At 29.8% G+C, this 20,370-nt stretch carries 19 protein-coding genes and 1 riboswitch; of the genes, 1 reads left to right on the top strand and 18 read right to left on the bottom strand.

The genetic code is table 11. From position 1 onward, the window contains the following. The first annotated feature begins 226 nt into the window (after positions 1–226). Entirely contained in the window at positions 227–1,117 is an 891-nt protein-coding gene (locus tag CLCHR_RS20495) for a LysR family transcriptional regulator (protein ID WP_079441773.1), read from the top strand. A gap of 256 nt (positions 1,118–1,373) precedes the next feature. Here CLCHR_RS20495 and CLCHR_RS20490 read toward each other — a convergent pair whose 3' ends face one another. The 18 genes from CLCHR_RS20490 to CLCHR_RS20405 all read right to left on the bottom strand — a co-directional run bounded on the left by CLCHR_RS20490 (position 1,374) and on the right by CLCHR_RS20405 (position 20,179). Next, the gene (locus CLCHR_RS20490) at positions 1,374–1,727 is read right to left on the bottom strand and encodes a hypothetical protein (RefSeq protein ID WP_079441772.1); all 354 of its coding nucleotides are present in this window, start codon (positions 1,725–1,727) and stop codon (positions 1,374–1,376) included. A 139-nt stretch (positions 1,728–1,866) separates the two neighbouring features. Continuing rightward, positions 1,867–2,967 carry a PQQ-dependent sugar dehydrogenase gene (locus CLCHR_RS20485; protein WP_079441771.1) on the bottom strand — a complete coding sequence of 367 codons (1,101 nt, stop codon included), beginning with the start codon at positions 2,965–2,967 and terminating at the stop codon, positions 1,867–1,869. A gap of 240 nt (positions 2,968–3,207) precedes the next feature. Continuing rightward, positions 3,208–4,212 (bottom strand): ABC transporter substrate-binding protein, encoded by a 1,005-nt coding sequence (locus tag CLCHR_RS20480; protein ID WP_079441770.1) that lies wholly within the window; start codon positions 4,210–4,212, stop codon positions 3,208–3,210. Next, the gene (locus tag CLCHR_RS20475) at positions 4,193–4,975 is read right to left on the bottom strand and encodes an ABC transporter permease (RefSeq protein ID WP_079441769.1); all 783 of its coding nucleotides are present in this window, start codon (positions 4,973–4,975) and stop codon (positions 4,193–4,195) included. Before CLCHR_RS20475 ends, CLCHR_RS20480 begins: the two co-directional genes overlap by 20 nt. After that, positions 4,962–5,738, bottom strand: a complete 777-nt coding sequence (locus tag CLCHR_RS20470; RefSeq protein WP_079441768.1) for an ABC transporter ATP-binding protein — start codon at positions 5,736–5,738, stop codon at positions 4,962–4,964. Before CLCHR_RS20470 ends, CLCHR_RS20475 begins: the two co-directional genes overlap by 14 nt. Positions 5,739–5,873: 135 nt before the next feature. Then, positions 5,874–5,972, bottom strand: a riboswitch (TPP riboswitch). A 362-nt stretch (positions 5,973–6,334) separates the two neighbouring features. Further along, positions 6,335–7,378 carry a glycerol-3-phosphate dehydrogenase gene (locus tag CLCHR_RS20465; RefSeq protein ID WP_079441767.1) on the bottom strand — a complete coding sequence of 348 codons (1,044 nt, stop codon included), beginning with the start codon at positions 7,376–7,378 and terminating at the stop codon, positions 6,335–6,337. A gap of 137 nt (positions 7,379–7,515) precedes the next feature. Then, a complete protein-coding gene (locus CLCHR_RS20460; protein WP_079441766.1) occupies positions 7,516–8,331 on the bottom strand; it encodes an HAD-IIA family hydrolase in 816 nt (271 codons plus the stop codon). Positions 8,332–8,363: 32 nt separating this feature from the next. Continuing rightward, entirely contained in the window at positions 8,364–9,740 is a 1,377-nt protein-coding gene (locus CLCHR_RS20455; protein ID WP_242966169.1) for a sn-glycerol-1-phosphate dehydrogenase, read from the bottom strand. A 76-nt stretch (positions 9,741–9,816) separates the two neighbouring features. After that, positions 9,817–11,091 (bottom strand): PTS galactitol transporter subunit IIC, encoded by a 1,275-nt coding sequence (locus CLCHR_RS20450; protein ID WP_079441765.1) that lies wholly within the window; start codon positions 11,089–11,091, stop codon positions 9,817–9,819. A gap of 163 nt (positions 11,092–11,254) precedes the next feature. Next, positions 11,255–11,539 carry a PTS sugar transporter subunit IIB gene (locus CLCHR_RS20445; protein ID WP_079441764.1) on the bottom strand — a complete coding sequence of 95 codons (285 nt, stop codon included), beginning with the start codon at positions 11,537–11,539 and terminating at the stop codon, positions 11,255–11,257. Between the two features lie 51 nt (positions 11,540–11,590). Continuing rightward, positions 11,591–12,067 carry a PTS sugar transporter subunit IIA gene (locus CLCHR_RS20440; protein ID WP_079441763.1) on the bottom strand — a complete coding sequence of 159 codons (477 nt, stop codon included), beginning with the start codon at positions 12,065–12,067 and terminating at the stop codon, positions 11,591–11,593. Between the two features lie 172 nt (positions 12,068–12,239). Next, on the bottom strand, positions 12,240–15,221 hold the full coding sequence (locus CLCHR_RS20435; RefSeq protein ID WP_079441762.1) for a sigma 54-interacting transcriptional regulator: 2,982 nt from the start codon (positions 15,219–15,221) through the stop codon (positions 12,240–12,242). 182 nt (positions 15,222–15,403) lie between these two features. Next, the gene (locus CLCHR_RS20430; RefSeq protein WP_079441761.1) at positions 15,404–16,075 is read right to left on the bottom strand and encodes a Crp/Fnr family transcriptional regulator; all 672 of its coding nucleotides are present in this window, start codon (positions 16,073–16,075) and stop codon (positions 15,404–15,406) included. A gap of 489 nt (positions 16,076–16,564) precedes the next feature. Continuing rightward, positions 16,565–17,386: a C40 family peptidase gene (locus tag CLCHR_RS20425; protein WP_242966168.1), complete on the bottom strand. Its 822-nt coding sequence runs from the start codon at positions 17,384–17,386 to the stop codon at positions 16,565–16,567. 63 nt (positions 17,387–17,449) lie between these two features. Beyond that, entirely contained in the window at positions 17,450–18,364 is a 915-nt protein-coding gene (locus tag CLCHR_RS20420) for a S66 peptidase family protein (protein WP_079441760.1), read from the bottom strand. Positions 18,365–18,709: 345 nt separating this feature from the next. Beyond that, complete coding sequence (locus tag CLCHR_RS20415; protein ID WP_079441759.1) at positions 18,710–19,168, bottom strand: NanQ anomerase/TabA/YiaL family protein; 459 nt, start codon at positions 19,166–19,168, stop codon at positions 18,710–18,712. Positions 19,169–19,365: 197 nt separating this feature from the next. Continuing rightward, positions 19,366–19,521 carry a zinc-ribbon domain-containing protein gene (locus CLCHR_RS20410; protein ID WP_079441758.1) on the bottom strand — a complete coding sequence of 52 codons (156 nt, stop codon included), beginning with the start codon at positions 19,519–19,521 and terminating at the stop codon, positions 19,366–19,368. Between the two features lie 160 nt (positions 19,522–19,681). Continuing rightward, the gene (locus tag CLCHR_RS20405; RefSeq protein ID WP_079441757.1) at positions 19,682–20,179 is read right to left on the bottom strand and encodes a CarD family transcriptional regulator; all 498 of its coding nucleotides are present in this window, start codon (positions 20,177–20,179) and stop codon (positions 19,682–19,684) included. Positions 20,180–20,370 lie beyond the last annotated feature (191 nt).

Genomic DNA, 20,370 nt, shown 5'->3' with positions numbered 1-20,370 from the left:
ATAAAAATAATAATTTGTTTTAAAAATTTGCGATAAGAGGGCATTTCATCTTTTAATTCTTGTACCCATATTGTCATATTATTATTTCAAGTGATATAGTTAAACTATATACTTATTATATTATTCATAACTATTAGTTATATATTTACTTAAAAATCAAGTACAATGTTTTTATAATTATGAATTTAATTTGCATAATAAAAATTATAGTAAGGGGGTAAGTTATTTGCTTTTAGATTTAAATCTTTATAGGGTATTTTTCATAGTTTCTAAATACAAAAATATATCTCATGCTTCTGAAGTTCTTTATGTATCACAGCCTGCTGTAAGTAAATCTATCAAGACATTAGAGAATGCTTTAGGAGTTAAACTCTTTTTACGAAGCTCAAAAGGAGTTACATTAACTTCTGAGGGAGAGGTACTGTATAACCATATAGAAAATGGCTTTGAAGAATTTTTATTAGGTGAAAGATTAATAGAAAAACTTAAAAATAAGGACATGGGGAATATTGTCATTGGCGTAAGCACCGCCATAGGAAAAAATTATCTTGTCCCAAAACTTGAGAGTTTTATAAAGATATACCCTAATTTTAAAATTAATATTATAAATAGACCAACTATCGATACTGTCCAATTAGTGCAGGAAGATAAAATAGATTTAGCTATTGTAGGTCCTCCACAAAATGATGATAACTTACAGTTTGTAAAATTATCAAGGATCCATGATATTTTAGTTGCAAGTCCAGATTACTTAAAAAAACTCTCCTATACGTCTCTAGAAGATTTGTTTAATAGGGGTTCATTTATGCTCTTAGAGAATCCTAATGTAACAAGAAATCATATAGATAATTATTTTTCAAATCAGAATGTAAATATTATTCCAGATATAGAGGCCAGTAATATGGATTTCCTAATTGAGTGCGCTAAAATTGGTCTTGGAATAACATCTGTAATAAAAGAATTTATTCTTGAAGATTTAAAAAATAAAAAATTGAAAGAAATTACTTTAGATACTCCTATTCCACAAAGACATATTGGAGTAATTTATAAAAACGCTTCTAATCTCTCAATTGCATCAAAAACATTAATAGATTATTTAAAAAATTATACTAAGTAAGAACGAGTTTCTCAAAAAATATTGTTACCACTATTTAGTGCTTTATTAATTTTATAGACAAAAAGACATTAAATACAACTATAATACTGCATTTAATGTCTTTTTACTTTAGATTTTAAAACTGATAATTTTCTATGTTCTTGTCTATAATTTAGATGTGTTTTTTAACAACTTTTTTATTACTAAGACATTGTAGGTATTATAAAGGATAAAATAATAGAAGTTAAAGAATTAGCAATACCTATTTTCATTTTTACTAATATCCAGGATAATATGGATTAAAATATGGATACGGTGGAGCAACATAAGGATAAGGTAAAAGTGATAATGCAGCTAAATTAGCTAATGGAAAAGCTTGACGTCTAAAGCGTCTGAATCTTCGTCTTTGATAAGGTCTTCTTCCATATTGCCTATTGTTGTCATTCTCATTATCATCGTCCGATTCCATTACATCCTCACCAACGAGTACAATAATACGATCATTATCCACATTTTCAATAATTCCGTCTAATGTGCTTCCATCTTTCATTGTTAATGTAGTATGATAGAACATACATTTTTTACATTTATCATGTAAATCACTATAGTAACTATCTCTCTCAAATTCCATTTTAATAACCAACTCCTTCCAATATAACATGTTATTCATATATAAGGATAACGGTGATATTAAATTTGGTAATTTTACCTCAAAAATTCGACAACTTATTTAGTAGTATTACATGCACTTGTCTACTTTTAAGTGCTATTTATCTAGGAATTAGCCTGAGAATTTTGTCATCACCAATATTAGGATTTCCCCTTCCATCCATATTGCTAGTTGTTAAATAAACTGATCCATCTTTACCTTCAACTACTTCACGTAAACGGCCATATTCATTCTTTAAGAATGATTCTATATTGTTAACTTCTGTTCCATCCCGATTTAATGATATGACAAATAGTTGTTGTCCACGCAAAGCCGCAACAAGTAGTTTTCCCTTCCATGGTCCTTGTTTTACAAGTGAAATTCCTGAAGGCGCCCATGTTTCTTCTCCACTGTGTATTAATGACTTTTGTGTTACAACTTCTACTGATTCCTCATCACCTTGAACAAGAGGCCAACCATAATTTACTCCTGGTATAATTATGTTTATTTCATCATGTGCTGATTGTCCATGCTCAGATTCATATAAGATATTTTTCGAATTCCACGCTAAACCTTGTGGATTTCGATGACCTAGGCTATAAATAGGTGAATTTGGAAACGGGTTATCTTTTGGAATACTTCCATCTAATTCTATTCTCAGTATTTTTCCTGCTGTACTAAAAGGATCTTGAGCTAAAGAAGAATTTCCAGCATCTCCTGTCGTAATGTATAATTTATGATCTGGACCAATTTTAAGCCTTCCACCATTGTGAATTCTTCCTCCAGGGATCTTATCTATGACAATTCTCTCCATAATTAAACTATTATTATTTTCAAGTAATCTTACAACACGGTTATAAATTAAATTACTATCTCCATATGAATGCATAACATAAATATAATGATTCTGCGAATAATATGGATCTATTGCAATTCCCATTAAACCGCCTTCTCCTTGACTTACAAAAGGTGTAGAAAATATCATAAGTGGCTGTGGCTGAAGTATATCATTTTTAATAATTCTTATTCTCCCAATCCTTTCAGTAACCAATATCGTTCCATCATCTCCTATGGCTATAGCCCATGGTACATATAAATTTTCAGCGACAACTTCAATTTCATAAGGAAATTGCCCTAATTTATTTTCATTTACGTTAATATTATCATCATTAAATTTGCGAAATATGGAATTATACAAAATACTACTTAGTCTTTTTCTCATCTAATATCCTCCAAATAAAAATAGATACAGTTTGGTATGTAGCAACAGATTATTCTATCGGATTTATCACCTCTTATATTTACTAATAACTACCTATCATTTTATTCATTTATTATGATTACAGTACCATTTCATAAACATAAATAAAAAAGATATTATATCCATTACGGTATAATATCTTTTTTATTTATGTTTTCAAATTTTCTAATAGTATTTACTTTTTTCAACATTTAAAGATAATTATTTAAATAATTCTTTACTATCAACTTTACCTTGAAGTAAATTTTTGTCTTGCAACCATTTAATATTCTTATTCCAGTTCTCTTCATCTTGACTTAGGAATTTACCACTTTCATTTTCCATAAGAGGCAATAATATTTGCAGACTCTTTTTCTCTGTTTCTGCATCTAGTGGAAAACTTTCATTTTGAGCTTTTAATACTAAGTCTAAAGCTTTATCAGGATTATTTTTAGTGTATTCAAAGCCTTTTTTAGCTGCTTCTAAGAAAGCTTGTATTGTATCGTTATTATTCTTAATAGCATCATCATTTGCAATAAATGCTAATTCATAGTTGTTTGGTACTCCAAAATCTACTGGAGCAAAAGTATCTAATTGAACACCTTGCTTTTCTAATAGTATCTTTTCATGATTGATGTATCCACCAATAATTGCATCAACTTTTTTTGATTCTATTCCAGCCATTAAATCATAACCAACATCTACAAACTCAACCTTTGATGGATCTCCACCTGCTTGAGCAACCATTGTTTTTACTGTTTCCTTATCAATATCAAAAGATGGATATCCAACCTTTTTTCCTTCTAAATCTTTTAGAGTTTTAACTCCTGAATCTTTACGAACCATAAGTTGGTTTAATGAACTCCTAACTATTGCTCCAACTGATTTAACAGGAATACTTTCACCTCTTGCTAAAATAATTTGTTTTGGATAACTTATAGCAATGTCTGCTTTCTTTGCTGCAACAAGTTTAATTCCATCATCTGTTCCAGCAGGTGTAATTAAATTAACTTTTAGTCCTGCTTCTTTAAAATATCCTTGTTCTTCAGCTGCATATAAGAATGTATGAACTGCATTTGGATACCAATCTAAAAGAACACTAATTTCTTTTAATTCTTTAGATGCACTTTTATCCTCATTCTTATTTGCGTTACCAGCGCACCCACTAAACACCAAACTAACTAACATAACAAATACTAATAATATACTAACCTTTTTTAATTTCATAATTATCCTCCTTTAATTTTCTTCTGTATTTTAATAAAATCTTTTCTAGTAAAAATCCTATTGAAAATAAGATCAATCCTAAAAATGATAGAACTAACACTCCAGCAAAAACTGAATCTGATTGCAGCATACCTGCCGCTCTCTTTATATATATACCAAGCCCCGCTTCTGCACCCAACCACTCACCTATTGTAGCTCCTGAAACGCTGTAGGTAGCTGCTATTTTAAAGCTGCTTAAAAAATTAGGTAATACGGAATTCATATGCAATTTAAAAAATATCTGAAGTCTACTTCCCCCTAAGGCTCTTAATACATCTTCCAAATCTTTATCTACCGCATTTAATCCATCTAATGTACTTATAACTATAGGAAAGAAACAAAATAATATTACTACTGCAACCTTAGACCATATACTATATCCAAACCACATAACCATAATTGGAGATAACGCAATGGTTGGGATTGTCTGAGAAAATATTATAATTGGGTATAAAGTTTTTCCAACACTTCTCCAAAGATATATTGAAAGTGCACACGATATGCCTATAATTACAGATATACAAAGCCCTAATATTGCTTCTCCTAAAGTTACTACAGAATGTTTGTATAACAATTCTTTTTGTAACCATAATGCTTTAAGCACATCTGAAAATTTAGGTACAATATAATTTGGAACTTCAAAATATGGTATTAAAAATTCCCACGCTAATAGTATTAATATTAGAAATACAAAAGGAAAAATAAAATCATTAAATCTCTTCATTTTTAACTTCCTCCTTAGTATCTTCTAACATATCAAGAATATTTAAAATGACTCTTTTAAGCTCAATAAACTCACTTGAGAGTGTAGTTTCATAGTTTCTAGGTCTATCGATATTAACCTCAATAGATTTTAAATTTTTATACGGTAGTTCTGTGCAAATAAGTATTCTATCAGATAATAGCAACGCTTCATCAATATCATGGGTTATCATAAATACAGTATTTTTCTCTTTTTGACATAGATCCAATAACCATGTTTGCATCTTTCTTCTTGTTAGTGCATCTAAAGAAGAAAAAGGTTCATCTAATAATAGTATCGATGGATTATTTACGATAGCTCTTAAAAATGATGCTCTCTGCCTCATACCGCCTGATAGTTCATGAGGATAGAATTTTTCAGTACCTTTCAGCCCAAAACTTTCGAAATATTCTACAGCTTTATTTCTTGCATCGTTCTTGCTATAACCATTTAATTCAAGGCCGACAGCTGTATTATCAAGTATATTTCTCCAAGGCATTAAGGAATCTTTTTGAGGCATATACCCTATAATGTTTTTAACTCCTTCTTTTAAGATATTAATATTGCCCTTTTGAGGTTTTAATAAACCTAAAATTAATCTAAAAAGTGTACTTTTACCAGTACCACTAGGTGCAATAATTGTAACAAATTCATTTTTATCTATACTAAATGATAGGTCGTCAATTATAAGTTTATTTGAATCTGTATATTTAAAGAATAAATTATGAATTTCTAATGCCTTCATTTATATAACCCAACTCTCTTTAATAAATAATCTTTGTGAAAATTGCATAAAAAAACTCCTTTCAAACAGTACAAAAAATACCATTGAAAAGAGTTAATAATCAAATTAATTATAAATCATCATAACTTCGAGATTTAAATTATCATACAACTTCCCTTCGCTGGCATTATCCAGTGCAGGTTCAAAGGGTCTGAAAAATTCATCTCAGCCTTAATGGCTCCCCTAGTACTCGTCTAAATTTTATACTTTAAATTAAACAATGTCAATCATAAGTTACATTTTAAATCCTCTTGCTATTACTTTTTTATAGCATATTATATATAACTCATGATTTTTGTTTTCATTGCTACACTCTAAATCACGTTTTTTGTTAACTTTACTTTACATAATAATTATTATATCTCTTTTATCTTTCCTTTACTACCTATCTAGCCCTATTATTTATATCTATTGGATAAGGAATCTTCTAAAACCCTTGTCATTGCTTATTTTTAGCAGCAAATCCAGATATATAAAAATCCCCTTATTTCTTGATCCAAGAAATAAGGGGATTTTTATATCAACTCTATATCGTTAAAATCACTTTTATTTTATAATTATATTTTTTCTGATTCAAAAGATTTCCACGGAATATCAACTATATTTCCTGAGTTTATTATCTCATCAATATGAATCAACATTGGGAACTCTTGTAATTTGACTATGCCTTTCTCAGCTAGAGAACGTACATATTTTGCTGCACGAGTAGCAATAACTACAGATTCCAATGTAACTCCTTTTAATTGTTCCATAGCTTCCTCAAATGAAAATCCTTGTCCTAATAAGGTTCCTATTCTACGAGTACGTCCGCCAAAAACTGTCACATATAGGTCTCCGCCAAAATATATAATATTTTCTTCACCACTTCCGACTATTTCAAGAAGGTGTTTCGCTTCCTTTATGCTTTGTCCAAAAAGTGCAGCCTGAGAATTATAATGTTCCTTTCCAGAGCCATCAGCTCCAATAGCTAATCCAATAGCGAGTGATACACCCAGGGCGTAAGCGTTCTTCAATGCAACTGCACATTCAACCCCCACAATATCTTTAGATAAGCTAATATGATAGTATGATGTCTCAAATAAATTCTTGAAAATTCTAAGTATTTTTATATCATCTCCACAAAATACAACTTCGGAATTATCTTTGTCGGCAAGTTCATAGCTAGTACATGGGCCACCTACTGCACTGATAGAAAGTTTCTTATTAGCAGGAAGTTTGCTTAAAAAGTACTGTGGATAATTAATCATTTTGCCATCCTCTTCAGTAATCATCCCCTTAGTTATTGAGAGAACAGGAATCTCTTCAGGTAAAATAGGCAATATGTTGTCTGCAAACCAATCAACACCAAAACTGCTAACTCCACAAATAATAACTTCAGCTCCGTCTATTGCTTTATTTACATCTTCAATTTGATAATATTCAATACCTGCTTTGGGTAATTGGCGCTTTAATGTAGTATGAAAACCGGTATCCTTCGCAATATTTATGATATCTCTATCTAATGGTGTACCAACAAGTCGCACCTTATTATTATTTTCTGTTGCTGGAAAAGTTAGTGCAGAAGCCATTTGACCTGCTCCAATAATTGTTATAATACTCATAATATTACCTCCCAATTTTAACATTAATTAGTTCTTTTAAAATAATTTTGACTTTATTTAATTTTTTAATTTATCTCAGTTTACGAGGTTTCAGCCATACTCAATAAATTTTTCCCATTTTTTCTACCATACAGCTATTAAATAAAGCTCTTCTGAAACTGCTTAAGTTCTTCACCAATATACTTGATTGATGAAAATACATAATCTGCAGGTATGTCAGACTTTTTATACATTTCTTCTGACGTCTCACCACTTAATACAAGAATACTGGTTATTCCTGCATTTACTCCAGTTTTAATATCAGTGTATAGTCTGTCTCCTACAATTGCCACATCTTCTTTTTTAAGGCCATACTTTTCAATAATAGCCTCTACTATATATCCATATGGCTTACCTATAACTACAGGAGAAACACCTGTGGATGCCTCAAACATTCTTATCATAGAGCCAGTATCCGGCATATATTTACTGTCTTTAATTGGACAATTGAAATCTGGATGAGTAGCTAAAAATGGTATTCCATCTCTCAGATAATCACAAGCTGTCCATATTTTTTCATAGGTTAGTGTAGTATCAAAACCAAGAACTACATAATCCGGCTTGTCATTTTCGTCATTAACTAATATAAATCCTGCCTTTTCAAATTCTTTCATAAGTGGTTCTGTACCCATTAGATATATTTTATTACCTGGGCAGTTTTTCTTCATATACCATATGGTAGCTTCACCAGATGTATAAACTTGTTCTTCATCAACATGGCAGCCAAGCGCTGAAAGCTTTTGCTTGTAGGTTGATTTATTTTTCGAAGAGTTATTTGTTAAGAATATGAACTTCTTTTGCTGACTTTTTAAAATATCTAGAAAGTCTAATGCACCGTCAATAAGTGTATTTCCAAGGTAAAAAGTTCCATCCATATCTAATAGAAAACATTTAATATCATTTAACTCATTCATTTTTTACCTCCCAATTAAAACATATAATTATCTTATATGTTGTTGGATCTATACAATTTATTAGCAATTAAATTAGCAAATTCCTCTGTTAATCCAAGATCATCGATTAGATGCACAACGCCATATCTGGTTCTTATGTCCTTTGCAGCAATGAAGGTCTTAATAAATAAATTCTTATCAATTCCAAGCTCTTCAGGATGCCATACACATCCCCCGTCCTGTAATACTTTCTTTACATTCTCAGAACTTGGTACTATAGTATGCCCAATATTAAGAATCTCCTTCCAATTTGATGCTATCTTTTCTGCATTTACTTGTCTCTTATCAGGGTCCAATTCAATTGAATCCTTTTTATAATTAATTATATTGCCTGCCACTTTACCAAATACACTCTCAATATTTTGTCTCCATTTATTCATATCATAGAATCTGAAGCTTCTCTTAGCCATTACACTTTCTATATCGATATCCTTTAATGCCTCAAATAACATAGCCATAACCACTGTGCCTACTCCAACAAAGTTTCCATGTACCCATTTTTCCTCGCTTCTTCTTGCATGGAACATGATCTCCCACCCATGGGCAATATGGTGCTCGGAACCTGAAGCAGGTCTTGAACATCCTGCCATTCCTATAGTTATTCCTGATAAAACTAATGCATCTGTTATATTTTTTACAACGTCATCATTCCTTTCAGGAATCATTGGCGCAGCAGCAACACACTTATCTACTGCAGCTTGAACCATATCTGCAATAGTTTTACAATAATATTCTCCTGTTAATAGATTTGCAATTGACCAATCTGCAAGAGCAGTATATTTACCTAATACATCGCCAAGTCCTGAACAGAGTAAATACATTGGGGCATTCTTCATAATCACAATATCTGAATATATTCCATAAGGATATATAGCTTTATGGGATTCTTTAAAACCATCTGTGATTAAAGGAGACACTACTGATGCATAACCATCCATGGATGGTGCTGTACCAACTATTGCATAAGGTACATGTACTCTGTAAGCTACATATCTGCAAATGTCATTTATAACACCTGAACCTACAGCAAGTATAAGTGCAGTATCATCTTCTATTTCTATAAGAACCCTGCCAAGAGCATATACATCAGGCAATAAGTGTTCCTGTGGAAACACATATTTCTTTAATGAAAAATCATTCTTTAATATATCTTCTACTCTTATTCCAGCTACAGCATATGTGTGGATATCTTGTACAATCAATATCTTTTTGTTTTTGAATTCCTTCAAAAATTCTGGGAGCTGTTCCATTATGTTGCTTCCTATTTTCACAGAATTGATTTCTACACTATGTCTTTTCCCACATTCACATCTAAAATCCATTTCAAGAAGTTCTTCTACTTTTAAATTTGTTACATCCACTGTAATCATCACCCTTTCCTTGTAAATAACAAACGATGTTAAAGAGTACAATTCAGTACTCTTTAACAATTTGAATTATTTAATATTACAAAGTACCAGTAAATAATTGGAATATTTTAATAACAATCCAGTTTAAGAAATTACCACCCATATCTAAGCTTGAAATAGTTGATGTTCCTGCTGGCATTGTAAACTGAGCCATTTGTGCCATTTGAGTATGGAATCCGGCAATATTTGTTGCCATTAGTAATCCTAACCCCATAACAATTGTACCTGCTATAACTGAGTGAACTATATTGCCTTTTGCTGCACCAACTATAAACGCAACATAGAAACATATTGTAGCTAAATCTCCAAAAGGCAAAACTTGATTTCCTGGTAGTATTACTGCTAAAAATAGTGTGATAGGAACTAATACAAGTGCTGTTGCAATAACTGCTGGATGTCCAACTGCTACTGCAGCATCTAATCCAATTGTAAGATTTCTATCTTTACCAAAGTCTTTCTTTTGTAAAAATTCTCTAACCGATTCCGAAACAGGGATTAAACCTTCCATAAGTATTCTAACCATTCTAGGCATTAAGAACATAACACCAGCCATAGAAATACCTATTTGTAGAGTTTTATCTACACCATATCCAGCAAGAATTCCAAGTACAACACCAAGAATAAGTCCCATCATCATAGGTTCTCCAAAAACACCAAATCTCTTTTGAATTGTTTCTGGGTCTGCCTTTAGATTTTTAATACCTGGAATCTTTTTAACAATATTAACAACAGGAATACCTATAAGACCACAAGCTGCGGTTGAACCAGTTGGTAATGATACACCATCAAGTCCAAAGAATTCTTGAACCATTGGAGCTGTTTTATCAGCAATTTTAATAACAGCAATTTCGTATAAAATACCAGCTAAAATAGCAAGTAACCAGTTGCCATTAGTTAATACATATACGCTTGCACCTGCTGCAGTAAAGTGCCAATAATTCCATATATCAATATCAACTACATTGGTTGTCTTTGTAGCGAGCATTACAAAGTTTACCAACATAGCTATTGGAATCATAATTGCTGCTATAGGAGATGCCCAGCTAATTGCTGCCGCTGCTGGCCAGCCTACGTCTATTATACTTAGCTGTAATCCATATCTAGTAACCATTTGTTGTGCTGCTCCTCCAAGGTTAGTTGTAAGAAGTCCAACAACTAAATTTATACCAACAAAGCCTATACCAATTGTCATACCTGATCTAAATGCCTTTTTAAATCCTTGTCCAAATATTATACCGATAATAGTAATTGTTAATGGAAGCATAACGGTTGGTCCTAAGTTCAAAATGTATTGTACTACCTCTAATAACATTCTTTTTTCCCCCTATATTATCAATTTCTATTTATTTTAATAAATTCTTAATTAACATGTTGCTATCCTAAGCTTCAAATATATATTTTTATGTGTTATAATAGTGTGTAGTTAAATTAATTTAATTTTTTATATAGGTCCACCTTTAAAGTGGCCTATTTTTTTACTTTAAAGCTTCAATTATTCCTTGGTCGACTTTGCCTGGATTAATATTAGTTAGATAGTTCATAGCGTTTACTACAGGAAATTTATAATTTCGTGATGAAATTGTAGTTGTTACTAAAAGATCTGCCTGATCTTCATAACCAGATACTTCTGAAATCTTACATTGTATAATTCTCGCATTAATGCCATTAGTTTTAATTAGATCCTCCACCTTTTTACATACAACTGTTGAAGTTGCAATTCCTGTCCCACAAGCTACTAATATTAGTTTTTGTTTGTCCATTTTTTTACCTCCTTAAAATATAATTCTATAATTTAAATAATTGCTCATTACTTATTCGCAATTATAATTAAAGCTTGAAACGATATCATATACCTTGTCACTATTTTTTGCTTGAAGCATATTTTCTAGAATACTTTCATTCTGGATTAAAAACATTAATTGCTGTAACATTACTATCTGGCTGTGAGGTTCATTTAAGGCCATGGTAAATACTATATTAACAGCCACACTTCCATTTCCATCCATACAATTAAATTCAACAGGATCTTTTAGTGTTGCAATAGCTATAGCTGGCTTTTTAACATGAACAGCATCTGTATGAGGTATTGCAACATTGTATTTTCCAAGTAATAAACCTGTTGGAAATTTATTTTCTCTATCTACTAATCCATTAAAAAAGGAATTTTCTACAAATCCTGCTTCAAACAATATGGGAGACATCTTCTTAAAGACATCCTCTGCTGATTTAGCCTCAAGGTTGCTTACTACTAAATCTCTTCTTAAAAATTCTCTAATACTTCTAGTCATTTAACTTCCTCCTTTTTTATAAGTCTTTTATACGTTTTCATCCATGATTACATTCTCATATATTTATTAAGCAATTGTCATGCCAAAACTATGTTGAAAAAGTAATATGTTATTTTAAATATAAAAAACAAGGTAGATTTTTTTATTTTCTACCTTGTTATTTAAATAAATGCTACATTTTAAGTAATATGTCTGAAATTTCTTTAGCTGAATTTGCATGCCTTATTCTATCAGCTACTTCACTCCTTGATAAGGTATCAAATAATTGTTTTACTATTTTTCCATCGCTCTCTTTTAGCGCAAGCATAATAACAACATCAACTTTACAATTATAATCCCATAAGATTGGATTATTAAGTTTAAAAATAACCAATGATGATTTCTCCACAAACTCTGAAAAACCATGAGGTATACCGAAAGTTCCTTCAAACAAGGTTCCACCCATCATTTCTCTTTTATATACACTTATTGTAAAATTTTCTTTAACCCTTTCTTTTGTAATGAGCATGTTACACATTTCATCTATTAGATCACTTTTTACAGATACATTATCCCTAATTTGTATGAATTCTTCATCAATTACATTAATTAAAGGATTGATACTCTTTTCTATTCCAAGTAAATCTTTTAGTCTTGATTTACCTGACTCTTTTAGAATATCTTGAAAAGATATAAATGGAATATTATCTAATTCTGGATCAATGGTTCCAACAATTGCGGCTATATTATTTTCTCTAGTAATTTTAATTATCTCATCCTGAGCATTCTTTCTATTCATGATTCCGATTGGTATAATATTTAAATTTTTATTTAAACTCCCCAATACATCTTCAAGATATTTTTTTATTTTTAAAGCCGTGCCTTCTCCAGTTATACATACTGTAATTATAGTTTTAATATAGTTCTTTACACCTTGTACTTTTCCAACATAGGCCTTGTCCCCATCAAGTGCCTTAGAAATTTCATACAGATTGCTATTTTCAATTAAAGATCTTCTAACAGCTTCCAATACCATTACCGTATCTACCCTTCCAATAACCATTGTTGGAATTCCTGTTTCTTTAGTTATGATTTCTCCAAAGGTAACTAATGACCCCATATCCACTAATAATAAGCATCCTTTGCCTTCATGGACTTTCTTTACAGCCTCTATAGTTCTTTCAAGCAAAATTTGAGGACTTTCATCAAGTGACATTTCTATTCCTATGGCAAGATTTGTACCTAACAGCTTATTTGCTACATCGGCCATACCACAAGCAACATGTCCATGACTTAATACAATAACTGCCACTCTGCGTACATTTTTATCCACCTCCGAAAACGTTTTTAAGTACATGGCAATAAAGCCTATTTCATCTTCTGGAAGTTCAATATCTAAACTTTTATTTATCTCTTTAGTTAATATTTTTGCAATTCTATATTCGTTATAATATTCCTTTTTAATATAGTCAGACTCAGGATTCTTTATTATCCTGCCCTGTTTTAATCTATCAAAGGTTGAATTTAAGTGCATTGCTACACAATAATAAAAATTTTCCTGGATATTTTCTATATATTGTTTTGCAATATTAGTTACTTTTTCAACCACATTTAATATCTTTTCATCTATTATATTTTTTAATTCTTCCTTAGGAAAAAATATATTTGCTTCTATATTTTTTGCAAATTTACTTAAATTTGATTCCACCTTACTCCATAATATTTTGTTAATTTCATCTTTACTGAGTCCTTGCTTTTCGAGTTTATAATACTTCTCCTCTATATTACTATATATTCCATCAGGTAACATATATCTATCATCTTTTGATTTTTGAGTAACAACATCATTAGGACTCGCAACTAAATCTTCATTAAAAATTTCTTCAGACACTAGTTCTCTATCCTCAACGCTTAATATCCCTAATGGTACGTGCTTAGGTAAATTCTTTATATTAATAACTACTTCATTTGAATTATTGCTTAATGAATTACAAAAACCTCTTGCACACGCAACTTGTATATCACTTCTTAATTGCCCTATGTTTCCTGGACAATTGTATAATAATAAGGATCTAATAACCTCATAGCGCACGGTAATTTCTTTTCCGACTCTTGCTGATTCTTGTGAAAAAAAGCTTTTGACTAGTACATATTTTTCATTAATAGGCCTGTTATTAATGGAAGGAAGCTCAATTATCATTGGTATTCTTCTTCTAAATGTTAATAACAAGGATGATTTAGGATCTTCTGTAGTTGCTGCAATTATCATTACATTAGCTGTTCTGCTATTTTCAGTTTCACCAAGCCTTCTATACTTTCCCTTATCCAGCAAATAGAATAATATTTCCTGTCCTTCGCTTGGCAATCTATGCACTTCATCCAAAAATAATATTCCATTATTTGCTTTCTCAACTAAACCAACTTTGTCTGTATTAGCACCAGTGAAAGAACCTTTACTATAACCAAATAGTTGAGAAAGGAGTAATTGTGGATTATCTACATAATCAGCACAGTTAAATAGTATAAATGGTGCATTTTTTTCAAAGTTGGAAGAATTGATTGCAAAGTTAAACATGGCTTCTGCAAAAAAACTTTTTCCAACACCTGATGGCCCAAGTAAAAGAGTGTGTAGTCCATGAGGTGGATATAAGACCGCTGCTTCTGCTTGACTAATAGCATTTTTTAATGAACCATGATATCCTATAATTTTTCTTAAACAATTATTCTTTTCTTTATTTTCTTGGTTAATTGTATCTACAATTGCTTGATCACTTATTTCTTGTATGTTTTCGTTTACCAAATATTTAACTTCAGTTGAGCTTTCCGGTAAATTCTCCGCCACTCTCTCTACTCCATCCAGATTCTGTTGAAATATTTCTGCAATTATATTCTTTTTTATCTGAGTCACAGAATATCTAGAAATATCATATCCAAGAAGAGATAATTTTTTGCATAATTGCCTGTCTGAAATATCTTTATCTTCAATTACTATTTTTTTTATATCACTGTATAATATAGATTCTTTTCTTTGGCGAGAATTATTTATATTTTTTTCAGTCCTAAATTGAGTTATATATTCTCTAGTTGTATTTACTAATCTAGCTATATCACTATCTGTCAATGGATTTCTTTTATCTTCATTCTCAATTAGTTCAAGGATTCTATTTTCGAGCAAAATTCTTCCCCCTCGGTTAATGAATTCATATTTACAAACATAATAATTATATTATAATTCATTTTCCTATTTTTTCCATAGATTTATTTGCTCATTTCTCTTTAATATCTTGTTTATTTTTATCAATAAATATCGTTGCTATTTAACTTCCTAACTGTTTATAATAGAAATATTAAATATCCTTATTCAATAAGATCATTTAAATCCTTAATTATAATTATTTTACCTCGTTCTAATTTTATATATCCTTTTTTCTCAATTTGTTTTAATTTCCTGCTTACAACTTCTCTTACAGAGTCAATTTCAAAAGCTAATTCACTATGAGTTGCATATACTATATTATTTTTTTTGTTACTTAATAATTTTATAAGTCTTGTTTCCAACGATTCATGAACTATTTCCTCTTTATTTTCAATGACTTTCTTAAATTTATTATATAAATCTTCATATATATATGATAAAAATTCAACATCTTTTATAACATAATATCTCATGACATCTATTGGAATAACGCAAATCTCTGAATCTTGAATTGCTTTTCCTATTATATTTAATGACTCAAAATTTGATATGCAGTATAGAGCGGCATGACAAAATTCACCTTGTTTTAAGTTATATAAGTTTGTTTCATCACCATTTTGATTTATTTTTTCTATTTTAATTGAACCTTTTAATACGAACAAAATTCCAGTACATAGCCCTTCTTCTGACTTTACATATTCATCTGCATAAATAGTTTTAAAAATTGCATTTTTACTTATTACATTATCATTTTTTTCATTTATTCGTTTTAGTATTGAGTAGTTATCATATAAAGTTTTTATATTATTATCTCTTATATCACTGATTTTCATTGTGTACCCTCCATGAAATAATTACATTTATATGAACGTAAAATATTTTTTATACCTCCCATAATTCTTACTAAAACCTTACTTTAACTTTTTATTTCTCATATTAATATTTTTAAACCAATACCACTAACCTTTTGTGACTTAGTCATATTATAATATAGGACTACATAAGAAAAGAGTGTTACAAAATTCAAAACACTCCTTTCTTATATATCTATTAGCATTTACATACCTTCATCAATTACTTTTTATGATTCAGAATAAGTTCTTAGGTGTATTATAAGCCTTATTCATCCTTTTTTTACATTCAATTCGTTAAAGCCATATGCCATTCAACTATTTGTCCTAAGGAGGATGAGTATATTGCTCTTAACTCTGAGGTGCACTTGTTAATGTAGCATTAAGATACATACCTACACCTTCTTTTGCTGAATCAAGCATACTTGAAACTATTATTTCATGAAAAATCTCGATTATACAAAGACATTATTAAAATATGCTTCCATAAATTTTAGGGCTTTTCTTTAAATCGTCACTATAATTATCAGAATATTTATTAAAACTATTTACTTTGACTATATCATTACTTGTTGATGAATGAACAAAATTTCCTTTTTCTAAATACATAGCAACATGTCCAGGAAAAAATATCAAATCACCTTTTTTTAATTTTTCACAAGTAATTTCTTTAATTGGAAAACCTTCTTTAATCTTAGCATCTCTATAAATTAATATCCCATTTAACATATATGCCATAGAACAAAGGCCCGAACAATCAATCCCTAAAGGGGTTTTTCCTCCCCATCTATATTGAGTTCCTAAATAGCTTAACGCAGATTTAACTAAATTTTCTCTTAAAACCTCTTCCCCATCTATAGTGTAAGTTTTTTTCAAATCCGAAATAAAATTTTTTCTTATCCACCCTATTTTAGAATTAGGTAATATCACTTTTACAAATTTTTGATTTTCACTTATATGGTTAGTTGAAATTAAATTAGCTCCCCGTGTTAAATTTGCTAGTTGGTATCCAGATGCCTCTGGTTTATTAAGTACATCTGCAAAGGAATTTATTACTACTACATTCTTTTCTTTTTCCCATTGTTTCGATATTTTATCACTTATCATTAATGCTTCTTTATTAATGTAACCTTCATATTTATAGAGTGTTTTTATATAAACCCAGTTATTCAGTGATTCTTTTATTATCTCAACATTCATTCCAAATAATACTTCATCAACATTTTCAGAATTATCCTTTGGTTCACTTTTTAATACTCCAATGGTTTTATTGACTACTGCATATTTCATCATCTACTCACCTCATATTATTTTAATTGTCTTAACACTAGAGTACTTGGCCTACGGTATAATGTATTAAAGTACAGTTATTTTACACTTATCCCCATTGATTTTCACTTTTGATCCCATTGGAAGACTTAGAGTAGGCATACAATGACCACAAGCTAAATTATAAATTGTTGGCTTATTTTCCGGTTTTATTAGCTCTTCGAATACTTCTATTAAATCTAAGCTATTTTCTCCTTCCTTTGCTTCGCAATTTGTCCAAGCTCCTAAAATAATTCCTTCTGCATCTTTAAACTTTCCACATTGTTTCAACTGCAGAAGCATTCGATCTATTTTATACGGCGATTCATCAACCTCTTCTAAAAATAATATTCTTCCTTTTGTATCCAATTCATATGGCGTTCCCATAGATGAAACGACTAAAGAAAGATTTCCTCCAATTAATTTTCCTTTTGCTTTACCACATACCAAACTTTTAAGTTCTTGTCCATTAGGATTATCAATCGCACCTAAAGGTTCATCTGAAAATATATTTTTCTTAAAGTAATCTAGTGTGTAGTCATCTATCCCCTTATAAAATTCTGTTGATGCCATTGGAGTATGGAAAGTTATTAATTTACATTTCTCATTTAATACATTGTGCAGTGCTGTCACATCACTGTATCCAGCAAATACCTTAGGATTTTTCTTTATCATATCATAGTCTAACAGGTCTAATAATCTCGCTGCACCATAGCCACCTCTTATAGCAAAGATACCATTTATATTTTTGTCATGAAACATGAGATTTATATCATTTGCTCGTAACTCATCATCTCCAGCAAGAAATCCATGATAACTTCTACAGCTCTCTCCTAAAACTACTTTAAGTCCTAGATCTTCCATAGCTTTAATTGCTCGTTCAATTCTTTCTTGTTTTACAGGTCCCGAGGGAGCTAGTAAGCCTATTTTATCTCCTTTTTTTAATGGTTTTGGCCTTATCATTTTATCACTTCCTATATAAAATTTATTCATAAAATCAAAATCATTATAGTTTAATACACTGCCCCTATTTAATGTATATTTAAATTTTAATTAAACATTACATTTTATAAATTTTTCTTTATAATTTAGTATTCTTGATACGTAAACTTTTCATAATAATACTGATATTATAAATTCCAAATAAATTAATTTGACATATATTTTAAACGATGATGAGGTCATGAAATATAAATTATTAAGCATATTTAGACTATAATTTAAAATTAAAAAGCATCTAAAATCGGGTGTAGCGCACACGTGAACACAACACCCGATCTTAGATATATAAAAATTGTTTGTTAAAGCTTATTCGCAAGCAACTTTAACTACTACTTTTTTAACTTTTGAGCATTCATTTAATGCACATCCAGGCTTATGACCATCTTCCGGAAAGAAGATAGCATAATCACCACTCTTAAATTTTATATTTGCGCCATTTGTAGTTTCATTGTAAAAAATCAAATCTTTATCCATTCTAAAATCTTCTTTAATCTCAAGGCAACTTACAGGTGCAAAACCCATTACTTCTTGTCCATCAACTATTAATTGAATATCAATATATTTTTCATGAGATTCCCAATTCTTCTGTTCTTCCCTTTCCGTAGTATATTCTTGAATCATCGCAAATATTTTTTCTCCTTCTATTTCATATTTTCCTACGGCTAGCTCCTTTAAATTTTGCCCTCTTAAATACTCAAAAGCCTTCTCAAAATTCTTATTAATACTTGAATAATTTCTGTTAATATTTATGTTCTCACAAATCATAACTAACTTCCTCCTAAATTCTTATTAGTTTTATTTCATAATTTAACTACATATTTCATATGATATACTTACTATCAAAAAATTTCAAATAATTATTAATATTCTAAATGTGTAAATTTTTTCTACAAATACATTCTTTCTATTACAAATAAAAAGAGCTATAAGAAAATCTTATAACTCATTAAATCCAAACAATACTATCTTCTGTTGTTTTGTTCTTTTTTTATTCTTCTACAAGCTATACATCTTGTAGGTTCATTTGTGAATCCTTTTTCTTGGTAAAATTCTTGTTCTCCAACTGTGAAAACAAATTCATTTCCACAATCTCTGCACACTAAAGTTTTTTCTGTCATATTAAGTTCCTCCTTTTTATTAAAGATTAATATATTGATTCATATAATTCTCAAAAAGGAGAAGTTTACATATCTATAAAAAACCTTCTTAAATTTTAACTACATATTTTATTATAACAAATTTCAAGAAAATAACAAGCCTTTTCTTTTTATTCTAAATCTAATTATAAAATCCCATTGAAACATCCAAAAGAGTAGTTGCTTCATCATTAGTTACCTTCTTTGATTGAGATATCTCTTCTATTACTATTTTTTTTGCATTAACTAGCATCTGTTTTTCACTTGAATTCAAATTATGTTCCATTTTTAGTTGAGTTAGATTACATATGATTTCAAGATAATTTTCTAATGTTCCAGATTTTAATTTCGAGTCGTTAATAATTTTTCTTTCTTTAAAATTAACTTTTGAAAGCAAACCTGGTTCAACTGTATATTTATAAATATTCTTAAGGCTACTATCTAAAGTTTTAGAATCACTAATTAACCTCATGTTTGATGATTCTATCCTGCAAAATGGCAAAGTTAATTTCATAGAACTATTATTCAATTGTATTGTATAATAGTTTTGTTTTTCACCTTTAAACTCTTTTTCTTCAATAATATCAATTACTCCTACCCCTTGACTTGGATAGACAATTACATCTCCTATATTAAACAAATAATGACCTCCTTAATTACTTCCCTAATACACATTATAACATACAAATTACTTTTTGTAAAATTTTTATTTTATCACGAATATATTATAGTGTCAATATTTTTTATATTAGATTTTTTTCAAAGTAATCATTGTTTTTTAATCTCCGTAATATACCAAATAATTAAATGATTCAATTTATCTTACAGATT

Origin of the sequence: Clostridium chromiireducens (assembly GCF_002029255.1) — a bacterium.
In the GTDB taxonomy this organism is placed as follows: domain Bacteria; phylum Bacillota; class Clostridia; order Clostridiales; family Clostridiaceae; genus Clostridium; species Clostridium chromiireducens.
Note: the sequence above shows the minus strand (reverse complement) of the source record. Positions and strands in the feature narration are given on the sequence as shown.

Excerpts from the sequence above, each read along its gene's own strand:
- CLCHR_RS20490 (WP_079441772.1), bottom strand. The coding sequence starts at position 1,727 with ATGGAATTTGAGAGAGATAGTTACTATAGTGATTTACATGATAAATGT.
- CLCHR_RS20485 (WP_079441771.1), bottom strand. The coding sequence starts at position 2,967 with ATGAGAAAAAGACTAAGTAGTATTTTGTATAATTCCATATTTCGCAAA.
- CLCHR_RS20480 (WP_079441770.1), bottom strand. The coding sequence starts at position 4,212 with ATGAAATTAAAAAAGGTTAGTATATTATTAGTATTTGTTATGTTAGTT.
- CLCHR_RS20475 (WP_079441769.1), bottom strand. The coding sequence starts at position 4,975 with ATGAAGAGATTTAATGATTTTATTTTTCCTTTTGTATTTCTAATATTA.
- CLCHR_RS20470 (WP_079441768.1), bottom strand. The coding sequence starts at position 5,738 with ATGAAGGCATTAGAAATTCATAATTTATTCTTTAAATATACAGATTCA.
- CLCHR_RS20465 (WP_079441767.1), bottom strand. The coding sequence starts at position 7,378 with ATGAGTATTATAACAATTATTGGAGCAGGTCAAATGGCTTCTGCACTA.
- CLCHR_RS20460 (WP_079441766.1), bottom strand. The coding sequence starts at position 8,331 with ATGAATGAGTTAAATGATATTAAATGTTTTCTATTAGATATGGATGGA.
- CLCHR_RS20455 (WP_242966169.1), bottom strand. The coding sequence starts at position 9,740 with ATGATTACAGTGGATGTAACAAATTTAAAAGTAGAAGAACTTCTTGAA.
- CLCHR_RS20450 (WP_079441765.1), bottom strand. The coding sequence starts at position 11,091 with ATGTTATTAGAGGTAGTACAATACATTTTGAACTTAGGACCAACCGTT.
- CLCHR_RS20445 (WP_079441764.1), bottom strand. The coding sequence starts at position 11,539 with ATGGACAAACAAAAACTAATATTAGTAGCTTGTGGGACAGGAATTGCA.
- CLCHR_RS20440 (WP_079441763.1), bottom strand. The coding sequence starts at position 12,067 with ATGACTAGAAGTATTAGAGAATTTTTAAGAAGAGATTTAGTAGTAAGC.
- CLCHR_RS20430 (WP_079441761.1), bottom strand. The coding sequence starts at position 16,075 with ATGAAAATCAGTGATATAAGAGATAATAATATAAAAACTTTATATGAT.
- CLCHR_RS20425 (WP_242966168.1), bottom strand. The coding sequence starts at position 17,386 with ATGATGAAATATGCAGTAGTCAATAAAACCATTGGAGTATTAAAAAGT.
- CLCHR_RS20420 (WP_079441760.1), bottom strand. The coding sequence starts at position 18,364 with ATGATAAGGCCAAAACCATTAAAAAAAGGAGATAAAATAGGCTTACTA.
- CLCHR_RS20415 (WP_079441759.1), bottom strand. The coding sequence starts at position 19,168 with ATGATTTGTGAGAACATAAATATTAACAGAAATTATTCAAGTATTAAT.
- CLCHR_RS20410 (WP_079441758.1), bottom strand. The coding sequence starts at position 19,521 with ATGACAGAAAAAACTTTAGTGTGCAGAGATTGTGGAAATGAATTTGTT.